Source organism: Billgrantia gudaonensis (assembly GCF_900100195.1).
Taxonomy (GTDB): domain Bacteria; phylum Pseudomonadota; class Gammaproteobacteria; order Pseudomonadales; family Halomonadaceae; genus Halomonas; species Halomonas gudaonensis.
In genome coordinates this window covers 44,126-66,934 of record NZ_FNES01000016.1, presented here as the reverse complement: position 1 = coordinate 66,934, position 22,809 = coordinate 44,126, and the positions used below count along the sequence as shown (strand labels likewise).

Here is a 22,809-nt window from a genome sequence, read left to right as displayed (position 1 = left end):
GTGGCCTGGGTCACCGGAGGGAAGTGCCGTTTCAGTTCTGGAAGTCGATGTTTTCCGCGGCGGCGCTGAGTGCGGCTTCGTTCTCGTCGAGGAAGTCCTGGTAGTCGTCACCGGCCAGGAAGCGCACCACCGAGCCGAATTCGTTCTCGATGCGGCTGCGCACCTCGTCGTCTTCCAGTGCCTTGCCGTAGGCTTCCGCCAGGGTGTCCTGCACCTCTTGGGGCGTTCCCTTGGGAGCGAACAGGCCGCGGCTGGTGGAGTGGTCCATTTCGATGCCCTGCTCACGCAGCGTGGCGACATCGGGCAGGCTGTCGAGCCGTTCCGGGTGAGCGACGCCCAGCGGCGTGAAACTGCCGTCCTCGAAGAACTGACCGGCGGAGGGCAGGTTGAACATGGCGAAGTCGATCTCTTCGGCAAGCAGGGCGGACACCTGTTCGCCGGTGTCCGGATAGCCGACCAGGCGCACGTCCGCCATGTCGATGCCGGCGGCATCGAAGAATTGCACCCAGAAGAAGTGATCCGTGGAACTGGGGATCATGCTGAAGCGAACCTCACCCGGGTTCTCTTCCACGTAGTCGGCGATTTCGTCGGCGCTCTTGACCTCGTGATTGGCATGGGCCACCGGGAGGTTGATGGTCTGGGTCAGCAGCGCGATGGGTTCGAAGGCGTCGTAGGAATAGTCCACGGTGCCCGCGAGCTTGGAGAGGGCGATAGTGTCGTGGCTGCCGAGCAGCGTATAGCCATCGGGGTCGGCGTCTTTCACGTTGCGCGAGCCCAGCGTCGCACCTGCGCCCGCCTGGTTGACGGGTACGATCGATTCGCCGAGATGCTGCTCGGCCTCCTGCGAGATCAGCCGAAAGATGATGTCCGTGGCGCCGCCGGGACCATAGGGAATGACCAGGCGGATGTCCTGCTCGGGGTAATCGGCCTGGGCCGAACCGGCGACGGCGAGGCCGAAAGCGGCGATTAGGGGAGTCAGCTTGTTGCGGATCATGGTAACACCTCGTCTTGTGTCTTTTGTCTTGGCGCTCTTCGCGGGGCGAAGAGCTGGGGTGTGAGCCTGTGCTCCGGCGCGTCGATTGTTGTTGAATGGCATGTTCTTGGGTCGTATGGATCAGCCGAGAAAGACACCTCCATAGGCCAGGGCGGCCATCACGATGAAGGCCGGGTGGATGCGAAAACGCAGCAGGGCAAGCGCAGCGACGGCGCCGATCACCAAGGTGTGAAGCAGGCCGGCCGCGTGCAGGCCTTCGCTGAAGAAACTCCAGGTCAACCATGCCATCATCATGGTGATGACCGGGCGAACCCACTGGCTCATGCGCTTCACCCGCGGGGAGTCGCGGTAGCGATACAGCAGCCCCAGGGCGCCGAGCATGAGCAGTAGAGACGGCACGACGGTGGCGAGCACGGCGACCAGGGCGCCCCCCACGCCGGCGATTTCGAAGCCGACCTGCCCGGCCATCTTGGTGGCGATGGGGCTGGGCAGGGCGTTGCCGAGCGCCAGCGTTTCCGCGAATTGCTGAGCGGACATCCACTCGTAGCGTCCGACGACCTCGGCCTCGATCAGGGGAATGATGGCGGGCCCACCGCCGTAGCCGATGATGTTGGGGATGAAGAAGGCCAGAAACAGTTCCCAGTAGATCACTTGTCGGCCTCCTGCCCGTTTCCGTCGGGCTTGAGCATGGCGGCCAGCAGCAAGGCGCCGATGACCCAGCCGGGATGCAGGCCGAGCAGGTAGATCAATACGCCGGCGGCGGCACACATGCCCAGACTGACGGCGTTGCCGAGAGACAGGCGCGATTTGTTCCAGAAGTCGAGGGTCAACTGCGCCATCATCACCATGACGACCGGGATGACGGCCTGGCTCATGCCTTGGATCCAGCTCTGGTCGCGGTAGTGTCGGAAGGCCCCGAGCAGCAGGATCATGGCGACGATCATGGGAACGATGACGGCCGAAACGGCGATGATGCAGCCGGCATAGCCGGCGATGCGGTAGCCGATGTAGCCGGGCATCTTGGTCGCGATGGGGCCGGGCAGCGTGTTGGCGATGGCGAGAATGTCGGCGAAGGATTCGTCGTCGAGCCAGCGGTGGCGGGTGACGACTTCTTGCCGGATCAGCGGGATCATGGCGGGCCCGCCGCCGAAGCCCAGCAGGCCGATGCGGGTGAAGGCACCCAGCAGCGAGCCGAGCGGGGCCGGGGTCTGCCGAGTCATGCCCGACCTCGGCGATGGGGGTTTGGAATTGATTTTGTTGTCATGATCACTTTTTAAGTCAAAAAATCGATTATATGGTCTAGAATATAGGTTGCTCGATGAGCCGTCGTCAACCTCCGAAGTGCGGGGGCCGTGCAAGGGAGAAGGGAAGATGGGAGCTTTCAATCGCGAGGAGGGCGTCACGGCGTCCAGTCGAATCTACGACACCTTGCGCCAGGAACTGGTCAACGGGCGCTTTGCGGCGGGCGAGAAGCTGGCGATCAGCTCGCTCAAGGAGCGTTATGGCGTGGGCTTGAGCCCGCTGCGAGAGGCACTCAATCGCTTGGCTGCCTACGGGTTGCTGATTCAGGAGAATCAGCGAGGTTTCCGGGTGCCACGCCTGGCGCGGGAGGAACTCGACGACATTGCCGACATGCGCCGCGAGCTGGAGTGCATGGCGCTGGAACGTGCCATCGAGCGGGGCGATGCCGAGTGGGAGTCGGAATTGTTGGCAGTGGCGCATCGCCTCAAGCGCGCCGACGAAACACCCGAGAAGGTCGACGAGTGGGAGGCGATGCATACGCGCTTCCACCGGACCCTGGTGGCTCCCTGCGGCTCGGTTTGGCTGCTTCGCTTCATCGAGCAGTTGCACGATCAGTTCGACCGCTACCGCCGCCTGGCACCGAACGTTCCCGACGTGCGTCGCGTGCTGGATGCACAGCATGGCGAGCTGGTGAACCTGGCGCTGGACCGGCGGGTGCAGGCCGCCCGCGATCTCATGGACGACCATATCCAGCGCTCCTACGAGGTGGCGCTGGGAAGCTTTTCGTGAGCGCCAGGGGCGGCCCCGTTTCGCGACCCAGGGTGGCAGGGTAGCGAACACGACGTGGTCGAGACGCTGGAAAACGGGTGTTCATGCGGCGAAAAATCGGCATGATAGGGAGCGGTATCCGATGCCCTTCGCGGAGCATCCATAACAAACTCGCCCCGACCACTGGACACGCAGAAAGGAGCCCTACATGTCCCGCCTTTCCCGTTCTCGCACTACTCGCCCTCTGTCCCGCCCCCTTCTCGCCTCGGCCATCGCCGTCGTGCTGGGAGCCAGCGCCTTCGGCGCCCAGGCCGAGACCCGCGTGACGTACAAGTCGGCCTCGGCCGGCACCGCCTACTATCAAATGGGCGTGGAGCTGTCGGAGGCCATCGATCGGGGCACCGATGGCGAGGTCTCCCTGACCCTGGAAGAGAGCCAGGGCTCGGTGCAGAACGTGATGGAAGTGATGGCCCGCCAGGGCAACTACGTGTTCACCACGCCGCCGGGCTTGATCGACAGCGCCCAGGCCGGCGAAGGACCTTTCGCCGATCGCCAGAGTCCCCGCTTCCAGGAGATTCGCGGACTCTTCCCGATTCCGGCCATCACCATGCACTTCGTGGTGGCCGACGATGCCGGCGTGCTGGCGCTGGAGGACCTCGAGGGCAAGCACATCCTGATCGGACGCGGCAGCTTCGGCGCGCGCGAGGCGCAGCGCTATCTGGAGCTCTTCGATCTCGATGACGAGGTGGAGGTGGCGGATGCCGACATCGGCAGCGGCCCCGACGCGCTCAAGAACGGTCAGATCGATGCTTTCGTGACGGCGAGTTCCTTTCCCACGCCCAACGTGATCGAGACCGCGGCCAGCATGCCGATCAGTCTGGTGAGCCTCACCGAGGCGCAGATCGAGCAGACCGGCGCAGCGCATCAGACGATTCCGGGCGGCACCTACAACGGCATCGATGAAGACGTCGAGACCACCTCGCTGCCGGTGATCGCCTACACCACCACGAACATGGACGACGAGACGGCCTATACGCTGACCAAGACCTTTTGGGAGCGCCGCGAGACGATGGCCGAGGAGTCGCCCTGGTGGGGCGGCATCACCCACGACATGATCGGCAACATTGCCGGTAGCCTGCATCCGGGGGCGGTGCGTTACTACGACGAGGCAGGCATCGAGATCCCCGACGCACTGCGCTGATTCTCCACAACGGCTCATCGATGATGACATCAACGATATCACCGGCGGCGCAGGCCGCCGGTTCGCTTTCCACGCGCGTGCATCCGGCCTGGGTGGTGCTCGGTGCGGTGTCCGTCATCTTTCATCTGGGATTGATCTTCTACGGTCTCACGCCGGCGATGATCAGTCGCCCCATCCACATGGCGCTGCTGCTGCCCTGGGTGCTCGTTTTCGCGGCGCGTACGCCTTGGCAGCGCACCAGCGGCTGGGGGCTGACGCTGCTTGGCGTGGCGGCTTGTGCCTACGTTGCGCTCAACGAGTCGTCGCTGGCCAATCAGTACGGCTTCATCGATACGCCTTGGCAGATGGCCATCGGCGTCTTCCTGATCGGCCTGGCGCTGGAGACGGCGCGGCGAGCCATCGGTTGGCCATTGCCGCTGGTGGCTCTGGTGGCACTGCTCTATGGGTTGCTTGGCGAGTACGTGCCGGGCCAGTTCGGCCATCAGGGCATTCCCACGGGAAGCTTCATCGGCACGCTGACCATCACCGAGGGCGGTCTGTGGGGCAAGCTGACCGGAGTGAGCGTGGGCGTGGTGGCGATTTTCGTGATCTTCGGCGCCGTGCTCAATGCCGGTGAGGCGGGCCGTGGCTTCATGAACCTGGCCAGCGCCGTAGCGGGGCGGCTGACCGGCGGGGCGGCCAAGGTCTCGGTGATCTCATCGGCGTTGATGGGGTCGATCTCCGGTTCCGCCTCGGCCAACGTCGCTTCGACCGGCGCCATCACCATTCCCGGCATGGTGCGGTTGGGTTACCCCCGTTCCCTGGCCGGGGGCGTCGAGGCGGTGGCCTCCTCCGGGGGACAGATCATGCCGCCGCTGATGGGGGCCGGGGCCTTCGTGATGGTGGAACTCACCGGCACGCCCTATACCCAGATCATGGCGGCGGCCATGCTGCCGGCGATGCTCTATTTCGCCACGGTGTGGGTGGGCATCAACGCCTTCGCCACTCGCCACGACCTGCGACCCATGGCGGCCAGCGAGCAGCCCAGTGCCAAGGAGGTGCTGATCACCTCGCTGTTCTTCGCCGTGCCGTTCGTGGTGTTGCTCGAGCGCATCTTCGTGGGTGGCTTGACCCCACAGTATGCCGCCAGCCTGGCCATCTTCGTGGGCGTGGCGCTGCTGCTGTTCGACGTGACGCTGCGCTTCTCGCTGTCGGGGTTCGCCGAGCGCCTTGCCGAGGCGCTGGTGATCGCCGGCAAGCAGGTGGCCACCATCGGCGCCATCATCATCTGCGCTTCGCTGGTGATCGGGGTGCTGGGCATGACCGGGTTGGGGGTGAAAATCACCTCGGGGATCCTGTCGCTGTCCGGCGACCTGCTGTGGCCGGCGCTGTTGCTGACGGCGCTGGCTTGCCTGGTGCTGGGCATGGAAGTGCCGACCACCGCGGCCTACGTGATCTGCGTGTCGGTGGCCGGGCCGGCGCTGACCGAGCTGGGGCTGTCGCCGCTGCTGGCGCACCTTTTCGTGTTCTGGTATGCGCTGCTGTCGACCATCACCCCGCCGGTGTGCGGCGGGGTGTTCATCGCCGCCGGCATGGTCGGCGAGAACTGGCTCAAGGTCGCTCTCAAGGCGATGGCGCTGGGCATCGGTCTCTACCTGATTCCGCTGGCCATGGTGGCCAATCCCGACGTCATTCGCCTGGCCTTCGACCCTGCCTGGGCACTTTTCGATGCGTCGAAGATCGCCGTGGGCCTGGGGGCGATTTCCTATGGCGTGATCGCCCGGCGTGCGGCCTGGCTGCGTGGGCTGCTGATACTGGCCGGGGCGGTGGTGATCTTCGTGGTGTAGGTCGGCTGGCGAGGCCTCACGCGCCGAACTGTCGCACCACTGGCGCCTGCGGCCAGATCGCCGGGTCCTCGGCGAGCTTTTCGCGCCCGAACAGCACCCAGGCGTCCAGTGCCGGCCCCAGGTCTTCGACCAGGCGCAGGCGTTGGGGGTTTTGCTCCAAGGCCTCCCGGGCGCACAGCCCGGCCTCGAAGCGGCCTTCGAGAAGCCCTTCGGCCACGTCGACGATGGTCGGCGCTTCGATCTGCTCCGTATAGCCGCTCAGGTCGGTGTAGTGACGGGTGGCCGGCTGCAGGCCGATGGTGCGCGGCATTTCGATCTCCTGCCTGGCGAGCACCGCCAGCGGCTTGCTGCCGGCGATGAAGGCGTCCACCGGAAAGGCGCGGTGCATGTAGCGGCCCACGCACTCGCCATGGCTGGGATGGGCGGTGCACTGCAACACGAAGTCGGTGGTGCCTTCGAGCAGGGCGTCGAAGGCGTCCATGAAACGCTCGGCCAGTTGGACCTTCGCTTGTCTCATGCCGCGCGCGGCGAGATAGCGCTCGAGTACCAGCGCGTGGTTGCTGCCGGCGGGGCCTAGGGTGGTGAAGTGCATGTTGGCTCCTGTGCCAGTGCTGGGACGGTGGCGTTGGCTTGGCCCCTGCTATCGGCATGATGCGTGACTCCGTTATGCTGAAGCCGAGCATCCATTCCAGCAAGGAGCCGTCGTCATGTCGACATTGACCTTCCAGGGAGCGGTGGGAGAAGTCACCGGTTCGCGTTATCTGCTCGAGGTAGATGGCGACGGTCGGCAACATGCGCTGCTACTCGAGTGCGGGCTGCATCAGGGCGGGGCGGAGGCCGACCGGGCCAATGCCAGGCCGCTGGGAGCGCTGGCCAAGCGGCTCGAGGCAGTGGTGCTGTCTCACGGCCACTTGGACCATTCCGGCCTGCTCCCCAAGCTGGTGAGGGAGGGCTATCGCGGACCGATCCACTGCACGCGGGATACTGCCGAACTGCTGGAGATCATGCTCCAGGATGCGGCCTTCGTGATGGCCAAGGACATTGAGTTCGAGAACAAGTGGCGAAAGCGCGCCGACAAGCCGCTCGTCGAACCGCTTTACACCATCGACGACGTGGCCGACACCCTGGCGCTGTGCGTGCCCCACGGCTACGGGCAGCCGGTCAATCTTCCCGGCGACGTGACCCTGGTCTTCCGCGATGCCGGGCACATCCTCGGTTCGGCGATCGTCGAGCTGATGGTGCCTTCCGGCGGCCGGCAGCGCCATCTGGTTTTCTCGGGTGACCTCGGCAACCCCAGTTCGGTGCTGATGAAGGATCCCGAGACGCTGCACGAGGCGGATCTGGTGCTGATGGAGAGCACCTATGGCGACCGCGATCACCGTCCGCTCGAGGAGACCCTGGAGGAGTTCGCCCAGGTGCTCGACGAAGCCCAGGCGGCCGGCGGCAACGTGCTGATTCCCGCCTTCGCGGTGGGGCGCACTCAGGAGATCCTCTATCACCTGAGCGTGCTCTACCATGAAGGGCGGCTGAAACAGCAGGTGGTGTTCCTCGACAGCCCCATGGCGATTCGCGTCACCGAGCTCTACGACCGGCTACGCAATTCGCTCAACCGCGACGATCTCAAGGTGCTCAACGTTGCGGCCCAGGGCGACCCTTCTCAGTATCTTCCCATCCTGCGCCTGACCCGCAGCGTCGAGGAGTCCATGGCGATCAACCGTATCCACGGTGGGGCGATCGTCATTGCCGGTGCCGGCATGTGCAATGGCGGGCGCATTCTCCATCATTTCCGCTATAACCTGGCCAAGCCCAGCACGCGAGTGGTGATCGTCGGCTTCCAGGCTGCCGGCACTCTCGGACGTGCGTTGGTGGACGGTGCCGAACGCGTCAAGGTGCTCGGCGAGGAGCTGCCGGTGAAGGCCAAGGTACATACCATCGGCGGCTTTTCCGCCCATGCCGGGCAGAGCGAGCTGATCGGCTGGGCCGGCGCCTTTCGCAATCGGCCGCTGGTCTACCTGGTTCACGGCGAGCCGGAGGCGCAGCGAGTGCTGCAACGGGCACTGGCCGATGCCGGTATCGATGCCGAGATTCCCGACTTTCAGGACTGCATTCCGCTCTAGTTGGCGCTGATAAGAGCGGGGTGCGACAACATGCCCCTTGGCCTTTGCGCCCAAACATTATATAAATTTGTATATTGTTTGAGCGCACGGCCCTTTGGCCGTCGACGGCAGGGGGCACGGCATGGCGATACTGGCGAGGCTAACGCGCAATCTGCTCATTGCCATTCCGCTGACCATGGTGCTGGGGCTGGTCTACGGCAGCGTGGCACCGGTGGCCTGGCTCACGGCTCTGGTCGTGCCGCTGACCCTGCTCATGGTCTACCCCATGATGGTCAATCTGAAGCTGAAGCAACTGTGGCAGGGGGGCGATGCCCGTGCGCTGGGGTTGGCGCAGCTGATCAATTTCGCCGTGATCCCTTTCGTGGCGTTCGCCATGGGGTGGCTGTGGTTCGCCGAGCAGCCTTATCTGGCGCTGGGGCTTCTGCTGGCGGCCCTGCTGCCCACCAGCGGCATGACGATCTCCTGGACCGGCTTCGCCAAGGGCAACGTCGCTACTGCCATCAAGATGACGGTGGTGGGGTTGTTGCTCGGCTCGCTGGTGACGCCACTCTACGTTCAGGCGTTGATGGGAGCGAGCATACCGGTCGACATGCTGGTCGTGTTCCGTCAGATCCTGCTGGTGGTGGGGCTTCCGCTGGTTGCCGGCCAGCTGACGCGGCACTATCTGGTCGGCAAGCACGGCCAGGCCGCCTTTCAGAAGGCATGGGCACCGCGATTCCCACCGCTGTCGACCCTGGGCGTGCTGGGTATCGTCTTCGTCGCCATGGCGCTCAAGGCCGATGAGCTGCTGGGCCAACCGGCATTGCTGATCGAGATCGCCGCGCCGCTGCTCGCCCTTTACCTGATCAACTTTGCACTCAGCACCTGGGTGGCCCACCGCTTCCTGTCGCGCGGCGACGGCATCGCGCTGGTCTACGGTACGGTGATGCGCAATCTCTCCATCGCCTTGGCCTTGGCCATGAATGCCTTCGGCGAGGCCGGTACCGATGCTGCCCTGCTGGTGGCGCTGGCCTATGTCGTGCAGGTGCAGGCTGCGGCCTGGTACGTACGCTTGACGCCGAGGCTGTTCGGCCCGGCCGAGGAGGGCGCATGAGCTTCTCGAGGCGTTCAGTCGGCGCTGGCGCCGGCGGTCTGCAGGCGTTGGACCACGGCGTCATGGCCTCCCTTGCGCGCCCAGGAGAGCGGCGTGGTGTCGTCCAGAGCGCGATGGTTCACGTCGGCGCCGTGCTCGATGAGCCGCTCCACCAGTGCCAGACGCCCGTCCTTGGCGGCCCAGATCAGCGCCGTCCAGCCGCTGTCGCGGTCGGCGACATCGACTTTGGCGCCGGCCTCCAGCAGCCGTTGGGTGGCGGACTCCTCACCGTTGACTACGGCGACCATCAGTGCCGTATAGCCGGCCGCGTCGCGGTGTTCGAGATCGCCGCCCCGCGCGATCAGGGCATCGAGCAATCCGACGTGGCCGTTGGCGGCCGCCTTCATCAGCGCCGTCCAGCCGCAGCCGTCGCTGGCGTCGATGTCGGTGCCGGCGTCCAGCATCGCCAAGACTGCCTGGGTATCGCCTCGCTCGGCGGCGCGGGTCAGGGGCGTGCGCCCCTGGGCGTCGAGTTCGGGCGGCGTGTCTTCCAGCAGGCCTGGCAGCACCAGTGCGACGAACAGGACCAGCAGCGCCAGAACGATGCCGCTGGCCATGGGGTAGCGACGATAGGGGAGGGTGAGCCACTGCAGGGGAGAAGGCATGACGAAGACTCCTGGCATTCGTGTCCAGAGTACGGGATTCGTGGACGATAGGAGTGCGCCATGATGTCTCATGGCAACGTACTGGGTCACTTGAATTGATGCAAATCAAGATATATTGCTTGCGCCATGCACGATGCCCGAAACAGGATTAGCCTGTGAGAGAGATAAATATTATTACCTAATGAGGTTTGGTTATGAAAAAGATGTCCGTGATGACGGTGGCCACCGCACTGACGCTGCCGGTAATGGCCTCGTTCGCGCTGGCGCAGGACGACGACCGGGCGCTGGTGATCCTGACCAGCGATTCGCTGCAGACCCAGGGCATGGCGATGATTCTCTCCAATGCCATGCAGCAGCAGGGCACGGATCTGTCGATTCTGTTGTGCGATGCGGCCGGCGATCTGGCGGTCGAAGGTTATGCCAGCGCCGAAGCCATCGCGACGCCGCCCAGCAACCCGGCCGGCCAGGTCAAGCCGGAAGGCATCCTGCAGATGCTCATGGACAACGGCGCCCAGGTGGACGTCTGTGCCATCTATCTGCCCAACAGCGAGTACGACGAAGCGGATCTGCGCGACGGCGTCGGCGTGGCGGCTCCCGGCCCCATGGCCGAAATGATGCGCGATCCGTCCATTCCGACCTACTCTTTCTAAACCATCCATTGCGGAGGTGACAGTCATGAAAAGCAACGTGGGCGGCATCGACAAGATTGCCCGGATCGCCGTCGGCATCGTGCTGATACTGCTGGCCCTGACCGGAACCATCGGCGTCTGGGGCTGGATCGGCGTGGTACCGTTGGCAACGGGGCTGTTCAACTTCTGTCCAGCCTACAAGCTGTTCGGTATCAGCACTTGCAAGCTCAAGCAGTAGGGCTGGACGCCGGATGCGCAGTGGTGCCCTTCGGGCTGCGGAGGGCGCCGCTTTGTCTTGCCCTCGAGCGTCGTCCCGATGACGAGCGCGCTGCTGACATCGTCTTTTCCATTGGGTATGCAAAAACCAAGGAGGCACACCATGTCGCGCCCCGTGGTCACCCACTTCTTCGATGAGCCCACCAATACCTTCAGCTACGTCGTTCGCGATCCCGACAGTCGGACCTGTGCGATTCTCGACTCGGTGCTCGACTTCGACTATGCGGCGGGGCGTACCGACGTGCGCTCGGCCGATGCGATCATCGACTTCATCGAGCGTGAAGGATTGCGCGTCGAGTGGATCCTCGAGACCCACGTTCATGCCGACCATCTCTCGGCAGCGCCTTACCTGCAAGACAAGCTGGGTGGCAAGACGGGCATCGGCGCCAGGATCGTCGAAGTGCAGGAGATCTTCGGCAAGGTTTTCAATGCCGGCACCGAGTTCGCGCGTGACGGCAGCCAGTTCGACCGCCTCTTCGAGGAAGGCGACACGTTCGCCATCGGCAAGCTGGAAGGCCGGGTGTTGCACACCCCCGGTCATACGCCCGCTTGCCTGACCTACGTGATCGGCGATGCCGCCTTCGTTGGCGACACCCTGTTCATGCCCGACTACGGCACCGCGCGCTGCGACTTCCCGGGGGGCGACGCGCGTACGCTGTTCCGCTCCATCCGGAAGGTGCTCGCACTGCCGGATGAGACGCGGCTCTTCCTGTGTCACGACTATCAGGCGCCGGGGCGCGAGACCTACCAGCACGAAACCACGGTGGCGCAGCAGCGTGCCCACAACGTGCACGTTCACGACGGCATTTCCGAGGATGCCTTCGTCGAGATGCGTACCGAACGCGATGCCACCCTGGGCATGCCGCGGCTGATCATTCCCTCGGTGCAGGTGAACATGCGCGCGGGGGAGATGCCACCGGCGGAGGACGACGGGCAGGTGTATCTAAAGGTCCCGCTCAACCGTTTCTAGAGGCCATCGTCCCGGCCTGGGCGGCCCTTCGGGCGCTGTCGAGAAAAGTGCCGTTGCATCAAACAATATACTTGAATATATAATGTATATGGATATATTGTAGGCGATGACCCTGCCGAGAAACTGCGGAGCCCCGAACGATGCCCGATACCTCGATGCTCGATGTGAACGACATGCGCGATGCCGCCACTGAGGCGACCGCTCTGCTGCGGGCTCTGGCCCATGAGGACCGCCTGCTGCTGCTGTGCCAGTTGAGCCAGGAGGAGCTGTGCGTCAGCGATCTGGAGGCGCGCCTGGACATCCACCAGCCGAGCCTCTCCCAGCAGCTCGGGGTGCTGCGCAAGCAGGGGCTGGTGGCCACGCGCCGCGAGGGCAAGCACATCTTCTACCGCATCGCCGATGACAAGGTGCTCAGCGTGCTGCAGGTGCTCTATACGCAGTTCTGTGCCGGGGCGACGCCGTCCGGCAGTCCAGCCGCGACCGAGTCATCCACGACCGCCAGCGACTGATCCTTTCCTCGTTCTTCGGAGATCTACGAGCCATGGGTGACACCCTTGCAAGGTTCAGCATGCGGCACTATCGCTGGGTGTTCGCGGCGGTGCTGGCGCTGGTGGTGGCGCTGGGGGCCTTGATTCCGCGCATCGCCATCGACACCGATCCGGAAAACATGCTGGCCAGCGACCAGGCGGATCGCGTCTACGACGCCCGCATCGACGAACGTTTCGATCTTTATGACACCATCGTGGTAGGCCTGGTCAGCGAGCGCGACGAGGCGGGCATTTACCGGCCCGAGTCGCTGGCCGACCTGCACGCCCTGACCCGTGCGGTACAGGAAATGGAAGGGGTGGTAGCCGACGAGGTGATGTCGCTGGCCACCGTCGATGACGTCGAGCAGATCTCGCCCGGCACCATCAGCTTCGACTGGCTGATGGATGTCCCCCCGGCGACGCCCGAGGCCGCCGCCGAACTGCGCGAAGCGGTGGAGCGCCTGCCGATGTTTTCGGGCTCGCTGGTCTCTGAGGACGGCCGTGCCGCCGGCATCTTCGTTCCCATCGAAGACAAGAACGAGAGTCACCGCATCGCCGGCGAGATCGAGGCGGCGGTCGACGAGCTCGGCATCGAGGACGCGGTGCACATCACCGGCCAGCCGGTGGCCCAGGATACCTTCGGCGTGCAGATGTTCCAGCAGATGGCCATCTCGGCGCCGCTCGCCGGTCTGCTGATCTTCGTGGTGATGGTCTATTTCTTTCGCAGCGTGCCGCTGGTGGTGGCGCCCATGCTGCTGGCCATGGCCACGGTGATCGCCACCATGGGCCTGCTGATCGGGCTTGGCTACACCGTGCACATCATGAGCTCGATGATCCCCATCTTTCTGATGCCCATCGCGGTGGTGGATTCGGTGCACGTGATGTCGGATTTTTCCGACCGCTGCCGGCCGGGCAGCGATCCGCGGCAGGTGATGACCGAGGTGATCCGGGAGTTGTACAAGCCGATCGTCTTCACCTCGCTGACCACCAGCGTCGGTTTCGCCTCGCTGATGCTGTCGCCGATACCGCCGGTGCAGGTGTTCGGCGCTTTCGTGGCCTTCGGCGTGCTGTTGGCCATGGTGCTGACCCTGACCTTCCTGCCGGCCTACGTGGCGGCGTTGCCGATACGCACCATCGAGGCGATGAGGGCGCGGGTGCATCGCCACGAGCGCGAGGGCACGGGGGGCGACTGCCGGTTGTGCCGTTTCGTCGCCAGCGCCGGCCGTCTGGCGACGCGTCGCGGGCGAGTGCTGCTGGTGCTCTTCCTGGGGCTGCTCGGCGTTGCCGTCTACGGCATCACCCAGATCCAGATCAACGACAACCCCACGCGCTGGTTCAAGGCCGACCACGAGATCCGCGTCGCCGACCGGGTGCTCAACGAGCACTTCGCCGGCACTTACGAAGCCTACCTGGTGGTGGAGCAACGCGAGGGGGGCGACCTGGAGTCGCTGCTCGCCGAGCGGGCCGAACCGATTCTCGTCGAGGCGCGCGAAGCCGGCGTGAACCTGAGGGAGGATTGGCAGAGCCTGCTGGAAGCGAGTCGCGGCAAGGATGCCCAGGCCACGCTGGACGCGCTGATGTTCGCCATCGACGATCGCCTTTTCGAGGTGAGTGGCCAAGAGGCCCGCTGGTGGGAGCGGTTGCTCGACGCCGCCGAGGCGGTGCGCAGCGAGGCGCTGACCTTCCAGGATCCCGAGATCCTGCGCTACCTGGCCGACCTGCAGGCGTATCTGGAGGAGGGCGACCATGTCGGCAAGGCCAACTCGTTGGCCGACCTGGTACGCACGGTGAATCGCGAACTGGTCAGCGGCCAGCCCGAGGACTTTCGCATTCCCGACAGTACCGCCGGCGTGGCACAGACGATTCTGAGCTACCAATCGTCGCATCGGCCGGGGGACCTGTGGCACTTCGTGGCCGACGACTATCGCTCCGCTAACGTCTGGCTGCAGCTGCCCAGCGGCGACAACCAGGACATGCAGCGCGTGCTCGATGCCGTCGAGGCCTACGTGGCCGACCATCCGCTGCCCGAGGGCCTGGCGTTCGAATGGGCGGGCAGCACCTACATCAACCTAGTGTGGCAGGGCGAGATGGTCGAGGGGATGCTGCTGGCGCTGCTCTCCGCTTTCGCCGTGGTGCTGGTGATGATGGTGGTGCTGTTCCGCTCGCTGTGGCTGGGCCTGCTCGCCATGCTGCCGCTGACCCTCACCGTGGCGTTGATCTACGGCGTGATGGGGCTGGTCGGCAAGGACTACGACATGCCGGTGGCGGTGCTCTCGGCGCTGAGTCTGGGACTGTCGGTCGACTTCGCCATTCACTTCCTCCAGCGGCTGCGCGAGGCCGTGGCCGAGTGCGGCAACTGGCGCGAGGGCCTGGCGCTCGTCTTCCAGGAGCCGGCCCGTGCCATCACCCGCAATGCCATCGTCATCGCGCTGGGCTTCACGCCGCTGCTGGTGGCGCCGTTGATGCCCTACGTCACCGTTGGCCTCTTCCTGGCCAGCATCATGGCCGTGTCCGCCGTGGTGACCCTGCTGATGCTGCCTGCGGTGGTATCCACCTGGCCGCATCGCTTCTTCGCCGAGCCGACGCACGCCTTGTCCGATGCGCCGGTCGATACCCCCAAGGAGGTGTGAGATGAACTCCATCCGCCCATATCGAACCCTGCTGGCCGCTGCCGCGCTGGGCTTGAGCGCGCTGACCTCGGCGGCCGATGCCCAGTCCACCGACGTCAACGAGATCGTCGAGCGCGCCAACCAGGCCTCCTTCTATGCCGGTGACGACGGCCGCAGCGAAGCGCGCATGCGCATCGTCGACGGCAGCGGTCGCGAGCAGGTGCGCCAGTTCGCCCTGCTGCGCCGCGACGGCGAGGCTGGAAACCAGCGCTACCTGGTGGCCTTCAGCCGGCCCGCCGACGTACGCGGCACGGTGTTCCTGGTGCACAAGCACCCCGGCGCCGATGACGACCGCTGGCTCTACCTGCCGGGGCTCGATCTGGTGCGGCGCATCGCTCCGGGCGACAAGCGCACCAGCTTCGTCGGCTCGCACGTCTTCTACGAGGATGTCTCCGGCCGCCACCTGCAGGACGACCGCCATGAACTGGTGGAGACCACCGACGAGCACTACGTGGTGAAGAGCACTCCGAAGAATCCCGGCAGCGTCGAGTTCGCCCACTTCACTACCTGGATCGACCGCGATACCTGGCTGCCCATGCGCAGCGAGTACGTCGACGGCGGCGGCGATGTCTATCGGCGCATGACCATCGAGGCGGTGGAGGAGATCGACGGCTATCCCACCGGTACGCGCATGCGCATGGAGGATCTCGATTCCGGCGGCCACACCCTGGTGGAATTCCGCTTCAGTGCCTACGACCTGGGCATTCCCGAGTCGGTGTTCACCGAGCGCTCGCTGCGCAACCCGCCGCGAGAATGGCTGGAGCGGCAGTGATGGGAGGCTGGTCCGAGGTGAGAGCGCGCAGCCGTGTGGCGTTGGCGATGATTCTGCTGCTCGCCGCCGCTCCGTTGGCCGCCCAAGAAGAGGGCGGAGACGATGATTGGGGCGACGATCCCTGGGGCGAGGAGGCCTCGCCCTTCTCCTGGTACGGCTTCGTCGAGGGGGCGAGCGGTTGGCGCACGCAGAGCGACTCCGCCATCGATGACGACATGACCCTCGAGGAGTTGCGCTTGCAGCTCGAAGGCGAGTATCTGGCCGACTGGGGCACCCTCAGCCTCAAGGCGGATGGCGTGGCCGACGGCGTCGAGGACGAGCTGACCGGTGAGGTACGCGAAGCGATGGTGAGCTTTTCCCCCGGCGAGCGCATCGACGTGCGCCTGGGGCGCCAGGTGCTGACCTGGGGCACCGGCGACCTGTTGTTTCTCAACGATCTATTCCCCAAGGACTGGCAGTCGTTTCTGAGTGGCCGCGACGACGACTATCTCAAGGCACCCAGCGACGCCGCGCGGATCAGCTGGTTCGGCGAGGCGGTCAATCTGGAGGCGGTGGTGACGCCGCGCTTCGAGCCCGACCGCTACGTGGACGGCTCGCGGCTCAGCTACTACGACCCGGCGCGCGGTGTGATCGTCGGCGCTCCGCCCGAGCTCGACGCCGACGAGCCTTCCCATTCCGCCGACAATGCCGAACTGGCGCTGCGACTCTACGGTCTGGCCGGCAGTCAGGAGTGGGCGATCTACGGCTATCGCGGCTTCTTCGGCCAGCCCACGGCCTTCGACCCCGAACGCGGGGTGGCCACCTTCGCCCGGCTCAACAGTCTGGGGGCGAGCCTGCGCGGGCCGCTCAAAGGCGGGATCTACAATCTCGAGACGGCCTGGTACGACTCCGCGGACGACCGTCATGGCAGCGACCCCAACGTGCCCAACAGCGAGCTGCGCTTGCTGGGCGGCTACGAGCGCGAGATGGCCACCAATTTCACGGTGGGGACCCAGTACTACCTGGAGTGGCTGCAGGACCATGACGACTACGTGGCGAGCTATCCCTTCGCGACCGAAGACCGGCGGGACGAATTCCGTCACGTGGTCACTCTGCGTCTGACCTATCGGATGCTGCGCGACGACCTCACTCTCGGGCTCATGAACTTCTACTCGCCGAGCGACGACGACGCCTTCATTCGTCCTGCGGTCGGCTGGCGCTACAGCGACAACCTGCGCTTCGACGCCGGGGCCAATCTGTTCACCGGCGACCGCGACAGCACCTTCTACGGGCAGTTCGAGGAGAATAGCAACGTCTTTCTGCGCGCCCGCTACAGCTTTTAGGGCGCCACGCCCTACGCTGGTGCAGTCCACCCGACGAGAGGCGCCGGGGACAGGTCGAAGAGGGGGGCATTTGCCAGGGGTGAGGAGCACTGCTCCGAACGGGCTGGCCATGGATGGCCAGCACCGGCCCTGCAAGCGGAGCAGGATGCAAGAGCGCCGCAGGGCAAATGTAGCGCCCAGGGAGGGGTTCACAGCGCCCCCTCGTAGACATGTCGACGGATCAGCCTCGAGATAAGCCACTGCTGGTAAGACCATCCAAGGAGATCGACCATGACCATCGATGAAGCCCTTCGCCTGATCGCCGGCACCTTCGTGCTGCTCTCCGTGCTGCTTGGCTATTTCGTCCACCCCGGCTGGTTCCTGTTCACCGGTTTCGTGGCGCTGAACCTGATGCAGTCCGCCTTCACCCGCTGGTGCCCGATGATGACGATTCTGCGCAAGGCCGGTCTGCGCGAGGCACGTTGACCCGACGCCTGTCGCACTACCACTACCTCCCATTGCCCCTGCGAATGCGGGGGCTTTTTTCTGGAAAAAAATGTTCTTCGAACATCCTTGTTATCAATGGCTTATTGAAACATTACGCCAATATTAAGAGCTTGCTAATGATTAGTTGATTCATATCAAGCTCATCGACCTTGGTCGAGACTAGTCTACCGGTACCGGTCGCGCCGGCATCGCGCCGCGCCGACTTCTCATCGTCTACCGGAGGCGCCATGGATTCCATCCGCCGCTCCCTTCTCGGCCAGCTGGCCCGCCTGAGCGCTGGAGCTGCGCTAGTACCGATCGCCAGCCTCGCCAGTGCCGGCATCAACGATCAGCCGCCACGCCGTGAAGGCGACTCGAGCAAGCGTTACGGCATGCTCATCGATCTGCGCCAGTGCATCGGCTGCCAGGCGTGCACGGTGGCGTGCCATATCGAAAACGCCGCCCCGCTGGGCAGCTTTCGGACCACCGTTTCCCAGTACGAGGTGCAGCACCAGGAGAGCGGCGAGGTCGCCACCTTCATGCTGCCGCGGCTGTGCAACCACTGCGAGAATCCGCCCTGCATTCCGGTCTGTCCGGTGGAGGCCACCTTCCAGCGCCAGGACGGCATCGTGGTGGTGGACAGCGACCGCTGCGTAGGTTGCGCGTACTGCGTCAACGCCTGCCCCTATGACGCGCGCTTCATCAACGAGCGTACCCAGACCGCCGACAAGTGCACCTTCTGTGCCCATCGCCTGGAAGCGGGGCTGCTGCCGGCCTGCGTGGAGAGCTGCGTGGGAGGGGCGCGAATCATCGGTGACATGCGCGACCCCGAGAGCCAGATCAGCCGCATGCTCGATGAGTACCGCGACGAGCTGATGGTGCTGCAGCCCGAGAAGAACACCCTGCCCCAGGTCTTCTACCTCGGCATGGACGAGCGCTTCGTCACTCGCCCCGACGCCGAGCCGGTCGCCCTGGAAGTCCTCGACCCCCACGGCAAGGAGATGGGCTATGAATTCCGCCATTGAGCTGCTCGCCCCGCGCTACGACATCGCCTGGTACCCCTGGGCGGTGCAGTATTTCTTTCTGATCGCGCTCTCCTACGCCACCCTGTGGCTGGCCGCCCCGGCGCTGGTGTTCGGCAAGCAACGCTGGCTGCCCACCGCACGCCTGGCGCTGCTCGCCTGCCTCACCACCACCCTGGTGGCACCGGTGGCACTGCTCGCCGACCTGCACCAGCCGCTGCGCTTCTGGCACTTCTACGCCTTCGCCAACAGCCACTCCTGGATGTCCATCGGCAGTCTGGTGCTGCCGCTCTACGTGGCGGGAGTGATCGTGCTGGCCTGGCTGGCGTGGCGCCCGGCGCTGCAGGCCAGTCGCCAGTTGCCCGGCGTTGCCGGCTTGCTCGCCCGCTGGCTGTCGCTGGGGGATGGGCCCACGCCACGCGTCCTGGTCGCTCTGGTGGGGTTGGGCACCCTGGCGCTTTCCACCGGCATCATGCTCTATACCGGCGCCGAAGTCGCCATCGTCAAGGGGCGCCCGCTGTGGAACACGGTGTGGCTGCCGCCGATGTTCGTGGCCACCGGTTTCATTGCCGCCTGCGGCCTGATCCTGGTGCTCGACCGGATCGGAGGGAGGCGCGACAGCATCGTGACCGGCCAGGTGCTCAAAGTGATGCTGGGTGCCTGTCTGGTGGCTGGTCTGGTCGCCGGCAGTTGGTTCCTCGACGGCGTCAATGCCAACGTCGGCTCGGTGGCCGCGGCCATTGAATCCGTACGCGGCAGCGCCGAGTGGCGCAGCACCGCCCTATGGGGCGGCCTCACCGGCGTGGTCTTGTTCGGCGCCGTGCTCTACCTGCTCACCCGCCCCGTCTCTCGCCGCCCGGCACTCTACGCCTGGGCTTGGACGTTGGGCCTGGTGGCACTGCACGTGGGCTGGATGTTCCGCTGGGTGGTGCTGATGGACGTGCAGACCGTGGCTCGCCACAGCGCCGGTTTCCACCACTACGGCATTCCCGCCGGGTCTTCCGGCATCCTCGGCATCGTCGGCACTTTCGGTCTGTGGCTGGCTGCCATCCTGCTGGTCGACCTCTTCCTGCCGTGGCGCCAGGCCCGCCAGGGTGGCGCTGCCGCCGACATCTCTCTTACCGAACCCGCTTCATTCGACGTTGAAGGAGCTCCCAGCCATGGCTGAATCTCGTGTCGATCCGTCACGCCGTCGTTTCATGAAAGGTGCCGTTGCCGCGGGTGGGGCTGCCACCTTCGCCGCCGGCTACTCCGATCCGCTGCTCAAGATGGGCAAAGGCCTTTCCGGCAGTGCCGGCGAGAAGCCCGAGCATCGCATCCACGGCAACTCACTGACACCGGAGTACTCCGTCGACCCCGAGAGCGGCGAGCTGACCCTCAACCCCGACCAGCGCGTGGCCTTTACCGTCTGCTACGGCTGCACCACCAAGTGCGGCGTGCGGGTGCGGGTGGACAACGCCACCGATCGAGTGCTGCGCGTCGCCGGCAACCCCTACAACCCGCTCTCCGCCGACGAGCACCTGCCCATGCGTACCCCGGTGGCCGAGGCCCTGCGCGGGCTGAGTGCCCATGGTGACCAGGGCCAGCATAACCGCTCCACCGCTTGCGCTCGCGGCAACGCCATGATGGCGCAGATCGACAGCCCCTTCCGCGTCACCCACTGTCTCAAGCGGGTAGGGGCGCGCGGTGATCGCGAGTGGCAGAAGATCTCTTTCGAGCAACTGATCGAGGAGGTCTGCGAGGGGGGCGACCTGTTCGGCGAGGGCGAGGTGGAGGGGCTGCGCGCCATCCATGACGTCGCGACGCCCATCGATCCGGAAAACCCCGAGTACGGTCCGAAGGCCAACCAGCTGATGGTCATGGAGGCCACCGACTATGGTCGTTCGGCGCTGCTCAAGCGCTTCGCTTTCAATGCCTTCGGTACTCGCAATTACGGCCATCACGGCTCCTATTGCGGCCTGGCCTTTCGCATGGGCTCCGGTGCGGTGATGAACGACATGCAGAAATTCGCTCACGTCAAGCCGGACATCCAGAACGCGCGCTTTTTGATGTACATCGGTAGTGCTCCCAGTCAGGCCGGCAATCCGTTCAAGCGCCAGGGTCGGCTGATTGCCCAGGCTCGTGCTGCCGGCACCTTGGACTACGTGGTGGTGGACCCGGCGCTCAATGCCTCGGCATCGCACGCTGCCGACCACAATCGCTGGGTACCGATCCGCCCGGGCTCCGACAGTGCCTTCGCTATGGCGCTGATCCAGTGGCTGCTGGACAACGAGGGCTATGCCGAGGACTTTCTCGAATTGCCGGGGCAGGCGGCTGCCGAGTCGGCGGGCGAGGTGACCCACTCCAACGCCACGCATCTGGTGATCGACAGTGAGGGGCATTCGCGTCGCGGCCATTTCCTGCGGGTCAGCGACCTGGGGCGTGCCGAAGCGGGTAGCGATGGCGACGTACCGATGGTGATGAGCGAGAGTGGCGAACTGGTCGACAGCGAGAGCGTGATGCGCGCCGCGCTGTTCGTCGACCGTGAGGTGTCGCTGGCGGACGGAGCGCGCGTGCGCGTGAAGAGCAGCATGACCCTGCTGCGCGAGGCGGCCCACGAGCACACGCTGGCCGAGTATGCGGCGCACTGCGGCATTCCCGAGGCCACCATCGTCGAGTTGGCCCGGCGCTACGCCAGCCACGGCCGCCGCGCGGCGGTGAACTGCCATGGCGGCATGATGTCCGGCAACGGTTTCTATGCGGCCTTCGCCGTGCAGATGCTCAACCTGCTGGCCGGCAATCACAACCGCAAGGGCGGCAGCGCACCGGGCGGCGGCCAGTTCAACGGCACCGGCAGCGGGCCGCGCTACGACCTGGCCGACTTTCCCGGCAAGCGCGGGCCCCAGGGCATCTTTCTGTCACGCTCGCGGTTCCCGTACGAGAAGTCCTCCGAATACCAGCGCAAGGTGGCCGCCGGAGAGAATCCCTATCCGGCACGGGCGCCATGGCGCTCGCTGGCGCCGCCGACGCTGACCGAGCATCTACCCTCGGCGCTGGATGGCTATCCCTATCCCATCAAGGCGGTGATCGGCTGCATGGCCAACCCGCTCTACGGCCAGGCGGGCCTCGAGGCGCTGGTCGCCGACAAGCTCGCGGATCCCCGGCGGCTGGGGCTGTTCGTGGCCATCGACGGCTTCCTCAACGAGACCAACCGCTACGCCGACTACATCGTGCCGGATTCGGTGATGTACGAGGTATGGGGGTTCACCGGTGCCTGGCGGGGCGCGCTGGGCAAGATGACCACCGCCTGCTGGCCGGTGGTCGAACCCCGCCAGCAGAAGACGCAGGAAGGCGAACCGGTCTCCATGGACAGCTTCTTCATTGCCGTGGCCAAACGCCTGGGTCTGCCGGGCTTCGGCGACGAGGCGATTCCCGATGCCGAGGGCAACCTGCACCCGCTCGACCGCGCCGAGGACTTCTACCTGCGTGCTGCGGCCAACGTGGCCATGCAGGGCGAGCCGCTGCCGGCTGCCGATGAGAGCGATATCGCCCACGCCGGGCTGGCACCGCTGTTGCCGAAGCTGGAGCGCACCCTGAAGCCCGAGGAGCGTGGCCCGGTCGCCTATCTCTATGCCCGTGGCGGGCGCTATGAGGACTTCGAGGCGCACTTCGACGGCGAGAATCTCACCAGTGCCTGGAAGCGCACCCTGTGCGTCTACAATGAGCGGGTCGGTACCAGCATCAACACCCAGAACGGCCAGCGCAATCGCGGCGTGCCCTGTCACAGCCTGCCCAAGCTGGCCGACGGCCGTGACATGCGCGGAGTATTCAGCGAAGAGGAGTGGCCGCTGCTGGCGTTCTCGTTCAAGTCGAACCTGATGAACTCCTACGCCATCGGCCTCGAGCGGCTGCGCATGATCAAGCCCTACAACCCGGTGATGATGCACCGCCAGGATGCCGAGCGCTTCGGTATCGCTCACGGTGATACCATCCGCATCGAGAGCCCCGGCGGGAGCGTGGTCGCCCTGGCGCTGGTCGGTGAGGGCGTGATGCCGGGCGCGCTGGGCATCGAGCACGGCTATGGCCATCGCGACCTGGGCGCCACGCCTCACGTGATCGACGGCGAGTCCCAACCCGATCTCGAATGGCTGCGCGCCGGCATCAACATCAACGATCTGGGATTCGAGGATCCGACCCGTAGCGTGGCGGGTACCTGGCTGGAGCCGATCAGCGGAGCCAGCGTGCGCCAGGGCCTGCCGATCCGGGTGACTCGCCTCGCCGCCTGAGGCTCGC

General features: G+C 65.4%; 21 protein-coding genes. 16 read left to right on the top strand and 5 right to left on the bottom strand.

The window, feature by feature from the left end:
- Positions 1-31 precede the first annotated feature (31 nt).
- From BLP96_RS16495 to BLP96_RS16485, 3 genes are all read right to left on the bottom strand, one after another.
- The gene (locus BLP96_RS16495) at positions 32-994 is read right to left on the bottom strand and encodes a Bug family tripartite tricarboxylate transporter substrate binding protein (protein ID WP_089688363.1); all 963 of its coding nucleotides are present in this window, start codon (positions 992-994) and stop codon (positions 32-34) included.
- A 120-nt stretch (positions 995-1,114) separates the two neighbouring features.
- Positions 1,115-1,645 carry a chromate transporter gene (locus tag BLP96_RS16490; RefSeq protein WP_089688361.1) on the bottom strand — a complete coding sequence of 177 codons (531 nt, stop codon included), beginning with the start codon at positions 1,643-1,645 and terminating at the stop codon, positions 1,115-1,117.
- Positions 1,642-2,214: a chromate transporter gene (locus BLP96_RS16485; protein ID WP_089688359.1), complete on the bottom strand. Its 573-nt coding sequence runs from the start codon at positions 2,212-2,214 to the stop codon at positions 1,642-1,644. The genes BLP96_RS16490 and BLP96_RS16485 overlap by 4 nt, the downstream gene beginning before the upstream one ends.
- A 151-nt stretch (positions 2,215-2,365) precedes the next feature.
- On the opposite strand from BLP96_RS16485, the gene BLP96_RS16480 reads away from it, so the two are divergent.
- The 3 genes from BLP96_RS16480 (at position 2,366) to BLP96_RS16470 (ending at position 6,031) form a co-directional block, all read left to right on the top strand.
- Complete coding sequence (locus BLP96_RS16480; RefSeq protein ID WP_089688356.1) at positions 2,366-3,025, top strand: GntR family transcriptional regulator; 660 nt, start codon at positions 2,366-2,368, stop codon at positions 3,023-3,025.
- 187 nt (positions 3,026-3,212) lie between these two features.
- The gene (locus BLP96_RS16475; RefSeq protein WP_089688353.1) at positions 3,213-4,205 is read left to right on the top strand and encodes a TAXI family TRAP transporter solute-binding subunit; all 993 of its coding nucleotides are present in this window, start codon (positions 3,213-3,215) and stop codon (positions 4,203-4,205) included.
- A gap of 23 nt (positions 4,206-4,228) precedes the next feature.
- On the top strand, positions 4,229-6,031 hold the full coding sequence (locus BLP96_RS16470; protein WP_089688413.1) for a TRAP transporter permease: 1,803 nt from the start codon (positions 4,229-4,231) through the stop codon (positions 6,029-6,031).
- Positions 6,032-6,047: 16 nt separating this feature from the next.
- Here BLP96_RS16470 and BLP96_RS16465 read toward each other — a convergent pair whose 3' ends face one another.
- Positions 6,048-6,623 carry a hypothetical protein gene (locus BLP96_RS16465; RefSeq protein ID WP_089688351.1) on the bottom strand — a complete coding sequence of 192 codons (576 nt, stop codon included), beginning with the start codon at positions 6,621-6,623 and terminating at the stop codon, positions 6,048-6,050.
- Between the two features lie 115 nt (positions 6,624-6,738).
- On the opposite strand from BLP96_RS16465, the gene BLP96_RS16460 reads away from it, so the two are divergent.
- Positions 6,739-8,148 (top strand): MBL fold metallo-hydrolase RNA specificity domain-containing protein, encoded by a 1,410-nt coding sequence (locus tag BLP96_RS16460; RefSeq protein ID WP_089688349.1) that lies wholly within the window; start codon positions 6,739-6,741, stop codon positions 8,146-8,148.
- A 121-nt stretch (positions 8,149-8,269) separates the two neighbouring features.
- A complete protein-coding gene (locus BLP96_RS16455) occupies positions 8,270-9,241 on the top strand; it encodes an arsenic resistance protein (protein WP_089688347.1) in 972 nt (323 codons plus the stop codon).
- 14 nt (positions 9,242-9,255) lie between these two features.
- Here BLP96_RS16455 and BLP96_RS16450 read toward each other — a convergent pair whose 3' ends face one another.
- Complete coding sequence (locus BLP96_RS16450) at positions 9,256-9,885, bottom strand: ankyrin repeat domain-containing protein (protein WP_176761548.1); 630 nt, start codon at positions 9,883-9,885, stop codon at positions 9,256-9,258.
- A gap of 194 nt (positions 9,886-10,079) precedes the next feature.
- On the opposite strand from BLP96_RS16450, the gene BLP96_RS16445 reads away from it, so the two are divergent.
- The 11 genes from BLP96_RS16445 to BLP96_RS16395 all read left to right on the top strand — a co-directional run bounded on the left by BLP96_RS16445 (position 10,080) and on the right by BLP96_RS16395 (position 22,802).
- Positions 10,080-10,535 carry a DsrE family protein gene (locus tag BLP96_RS16445; protein WP_089688344.1) on the top strand — a complete coding sequence of 152 codons (456 nt, stop codon included), beginning with the start codon at positions 10,080-10,082 and terminating at the stop codon, positions 10,533-10,535.
- A gap of 25 nt (positions 10,536-10,560) precedes the next feature.
- Positions 10,561-10,752, top strand: coding sequence for a YgaP family membrane protein (locus tag BLP96_RS16440; protein ID WP_089688342.1), 192 nt, complete (start codon positions 10,561-10,563; stop codon positions 10,750-10,752).
- Between the two features lie 141 nt (positions 10,753-10,893).
- Positions 10,894-11,760 (top strand): MBL fold metallo-hydrolase, encoded by an 867-nt coding sequence (locus BLP96_RS16435; protein WP_089688340.1) that lies wholly within the window; start codon positions 10,894-10,896, stop codon positions 11,758-11,760.
- Positions 11,761-11,900: 140 nt separating this feature from the next.
- Positions 11,901-12,269 (top strand): ArsR/SmtB family transcription factor, encoded by a 369-nt coding sequence (locus BLP96_RS16430; RefSeq protein WP_089688338.1) that lies wholly within the window; start codon positions 11,901-11,903, stop codon positions 12,267-12,269.
- A 32-nt stretch (positions 12,270-12,301) separates the two neighbouring features.
- A complete protein-coding gene (locus tag BLP96_RS16425) occupies positions 12,302-14,917 on the top strand; it encodes an efflux RND transporter permease subunit (protein WP_089688336.1) in 2,616 nt (871 codons plus the stop codon).
- A gap of 1 nt (position 14,918) precedes the next feature.
- A complete protein-coding gene (locus tag BLP96_RS16420) occupies positions 14,919-15,728 on the top strand; it encodes an outer membrane lipoprotein-sorting protein (RefSeq protein ID WP_089688333.1) in 810 nt (269 codons plus the stop codon).
- Positions 15,728-17,050 (top strand): DUF1302 family protein, encoded by a 1,323-nt coding sequence (locus BLP96_RS16415; protein WP_218118624.1) that lies wholly within the window; start codon positions 15,728-15,730, stop codon positions 17,048-17,050. The genes BLP96_RS16420 and BLP96_RS16415 overlap by 1 nt, the downstream gene beginning before the upstream one ends.
- 270 nt (positions 17,051-17,320) lie before the next feature.
- Positions 17,321-17,515 (top strand): YgaP family membrane protein, encoded by a 195-nt coding sequence (locus BLP96_RS16410; RefSeq protein ID WP_089688329.1) that lies wholly within the window; start codon positions 17,321-17,323, stop codon positions 17,513-17,515.
- A 248-nt stretch (positions 17,516-17,763) separates the two neighbouring features.
- Positions 17,764-18,540: a sulfate reduction electron transfer complex DsrMKJOP subunit DsrO gene (gene dsrO / locus BLP96_RS16405; protein ID WP_089688327.1), complete on the top strand. Its 777-nt coding sequence runs from the start codon at positions 17,764-17,766 to the stop codon at positions 18,538-18,540.
- Positions 18,524-19,705, top strand: a complete 1,182-nt coding sequence (gene nrfD / locus BLP96_RS16400) for an NrfD/PsrC family molybdoenzyme membrane anchor subunit (RefSeq protein WP_089688325.1) — start codon at positions 18,524-18,526, stop codon at positions 19,703-19,705. Before dsrO ends, nrfD begins: the two co-directional genes overlap by 17 nt.
- A complete protein-coding gene (locus tag BLP96_RS16395) occupies positions 19,698-22,802 on the top strand; it encodes a molybdopterin dinucleotide binding domain-containing protein (protein ID WP_089688323.1) in 3,105 nt (1,034 codons plus the stop codon). The genes nrfD and BLP96_RS16395 overlap by 8 nt, the downstream gene beginning before the upstream one ends.
- Positions 22,803-22,809: the final 7 nt, after the last annotated feature.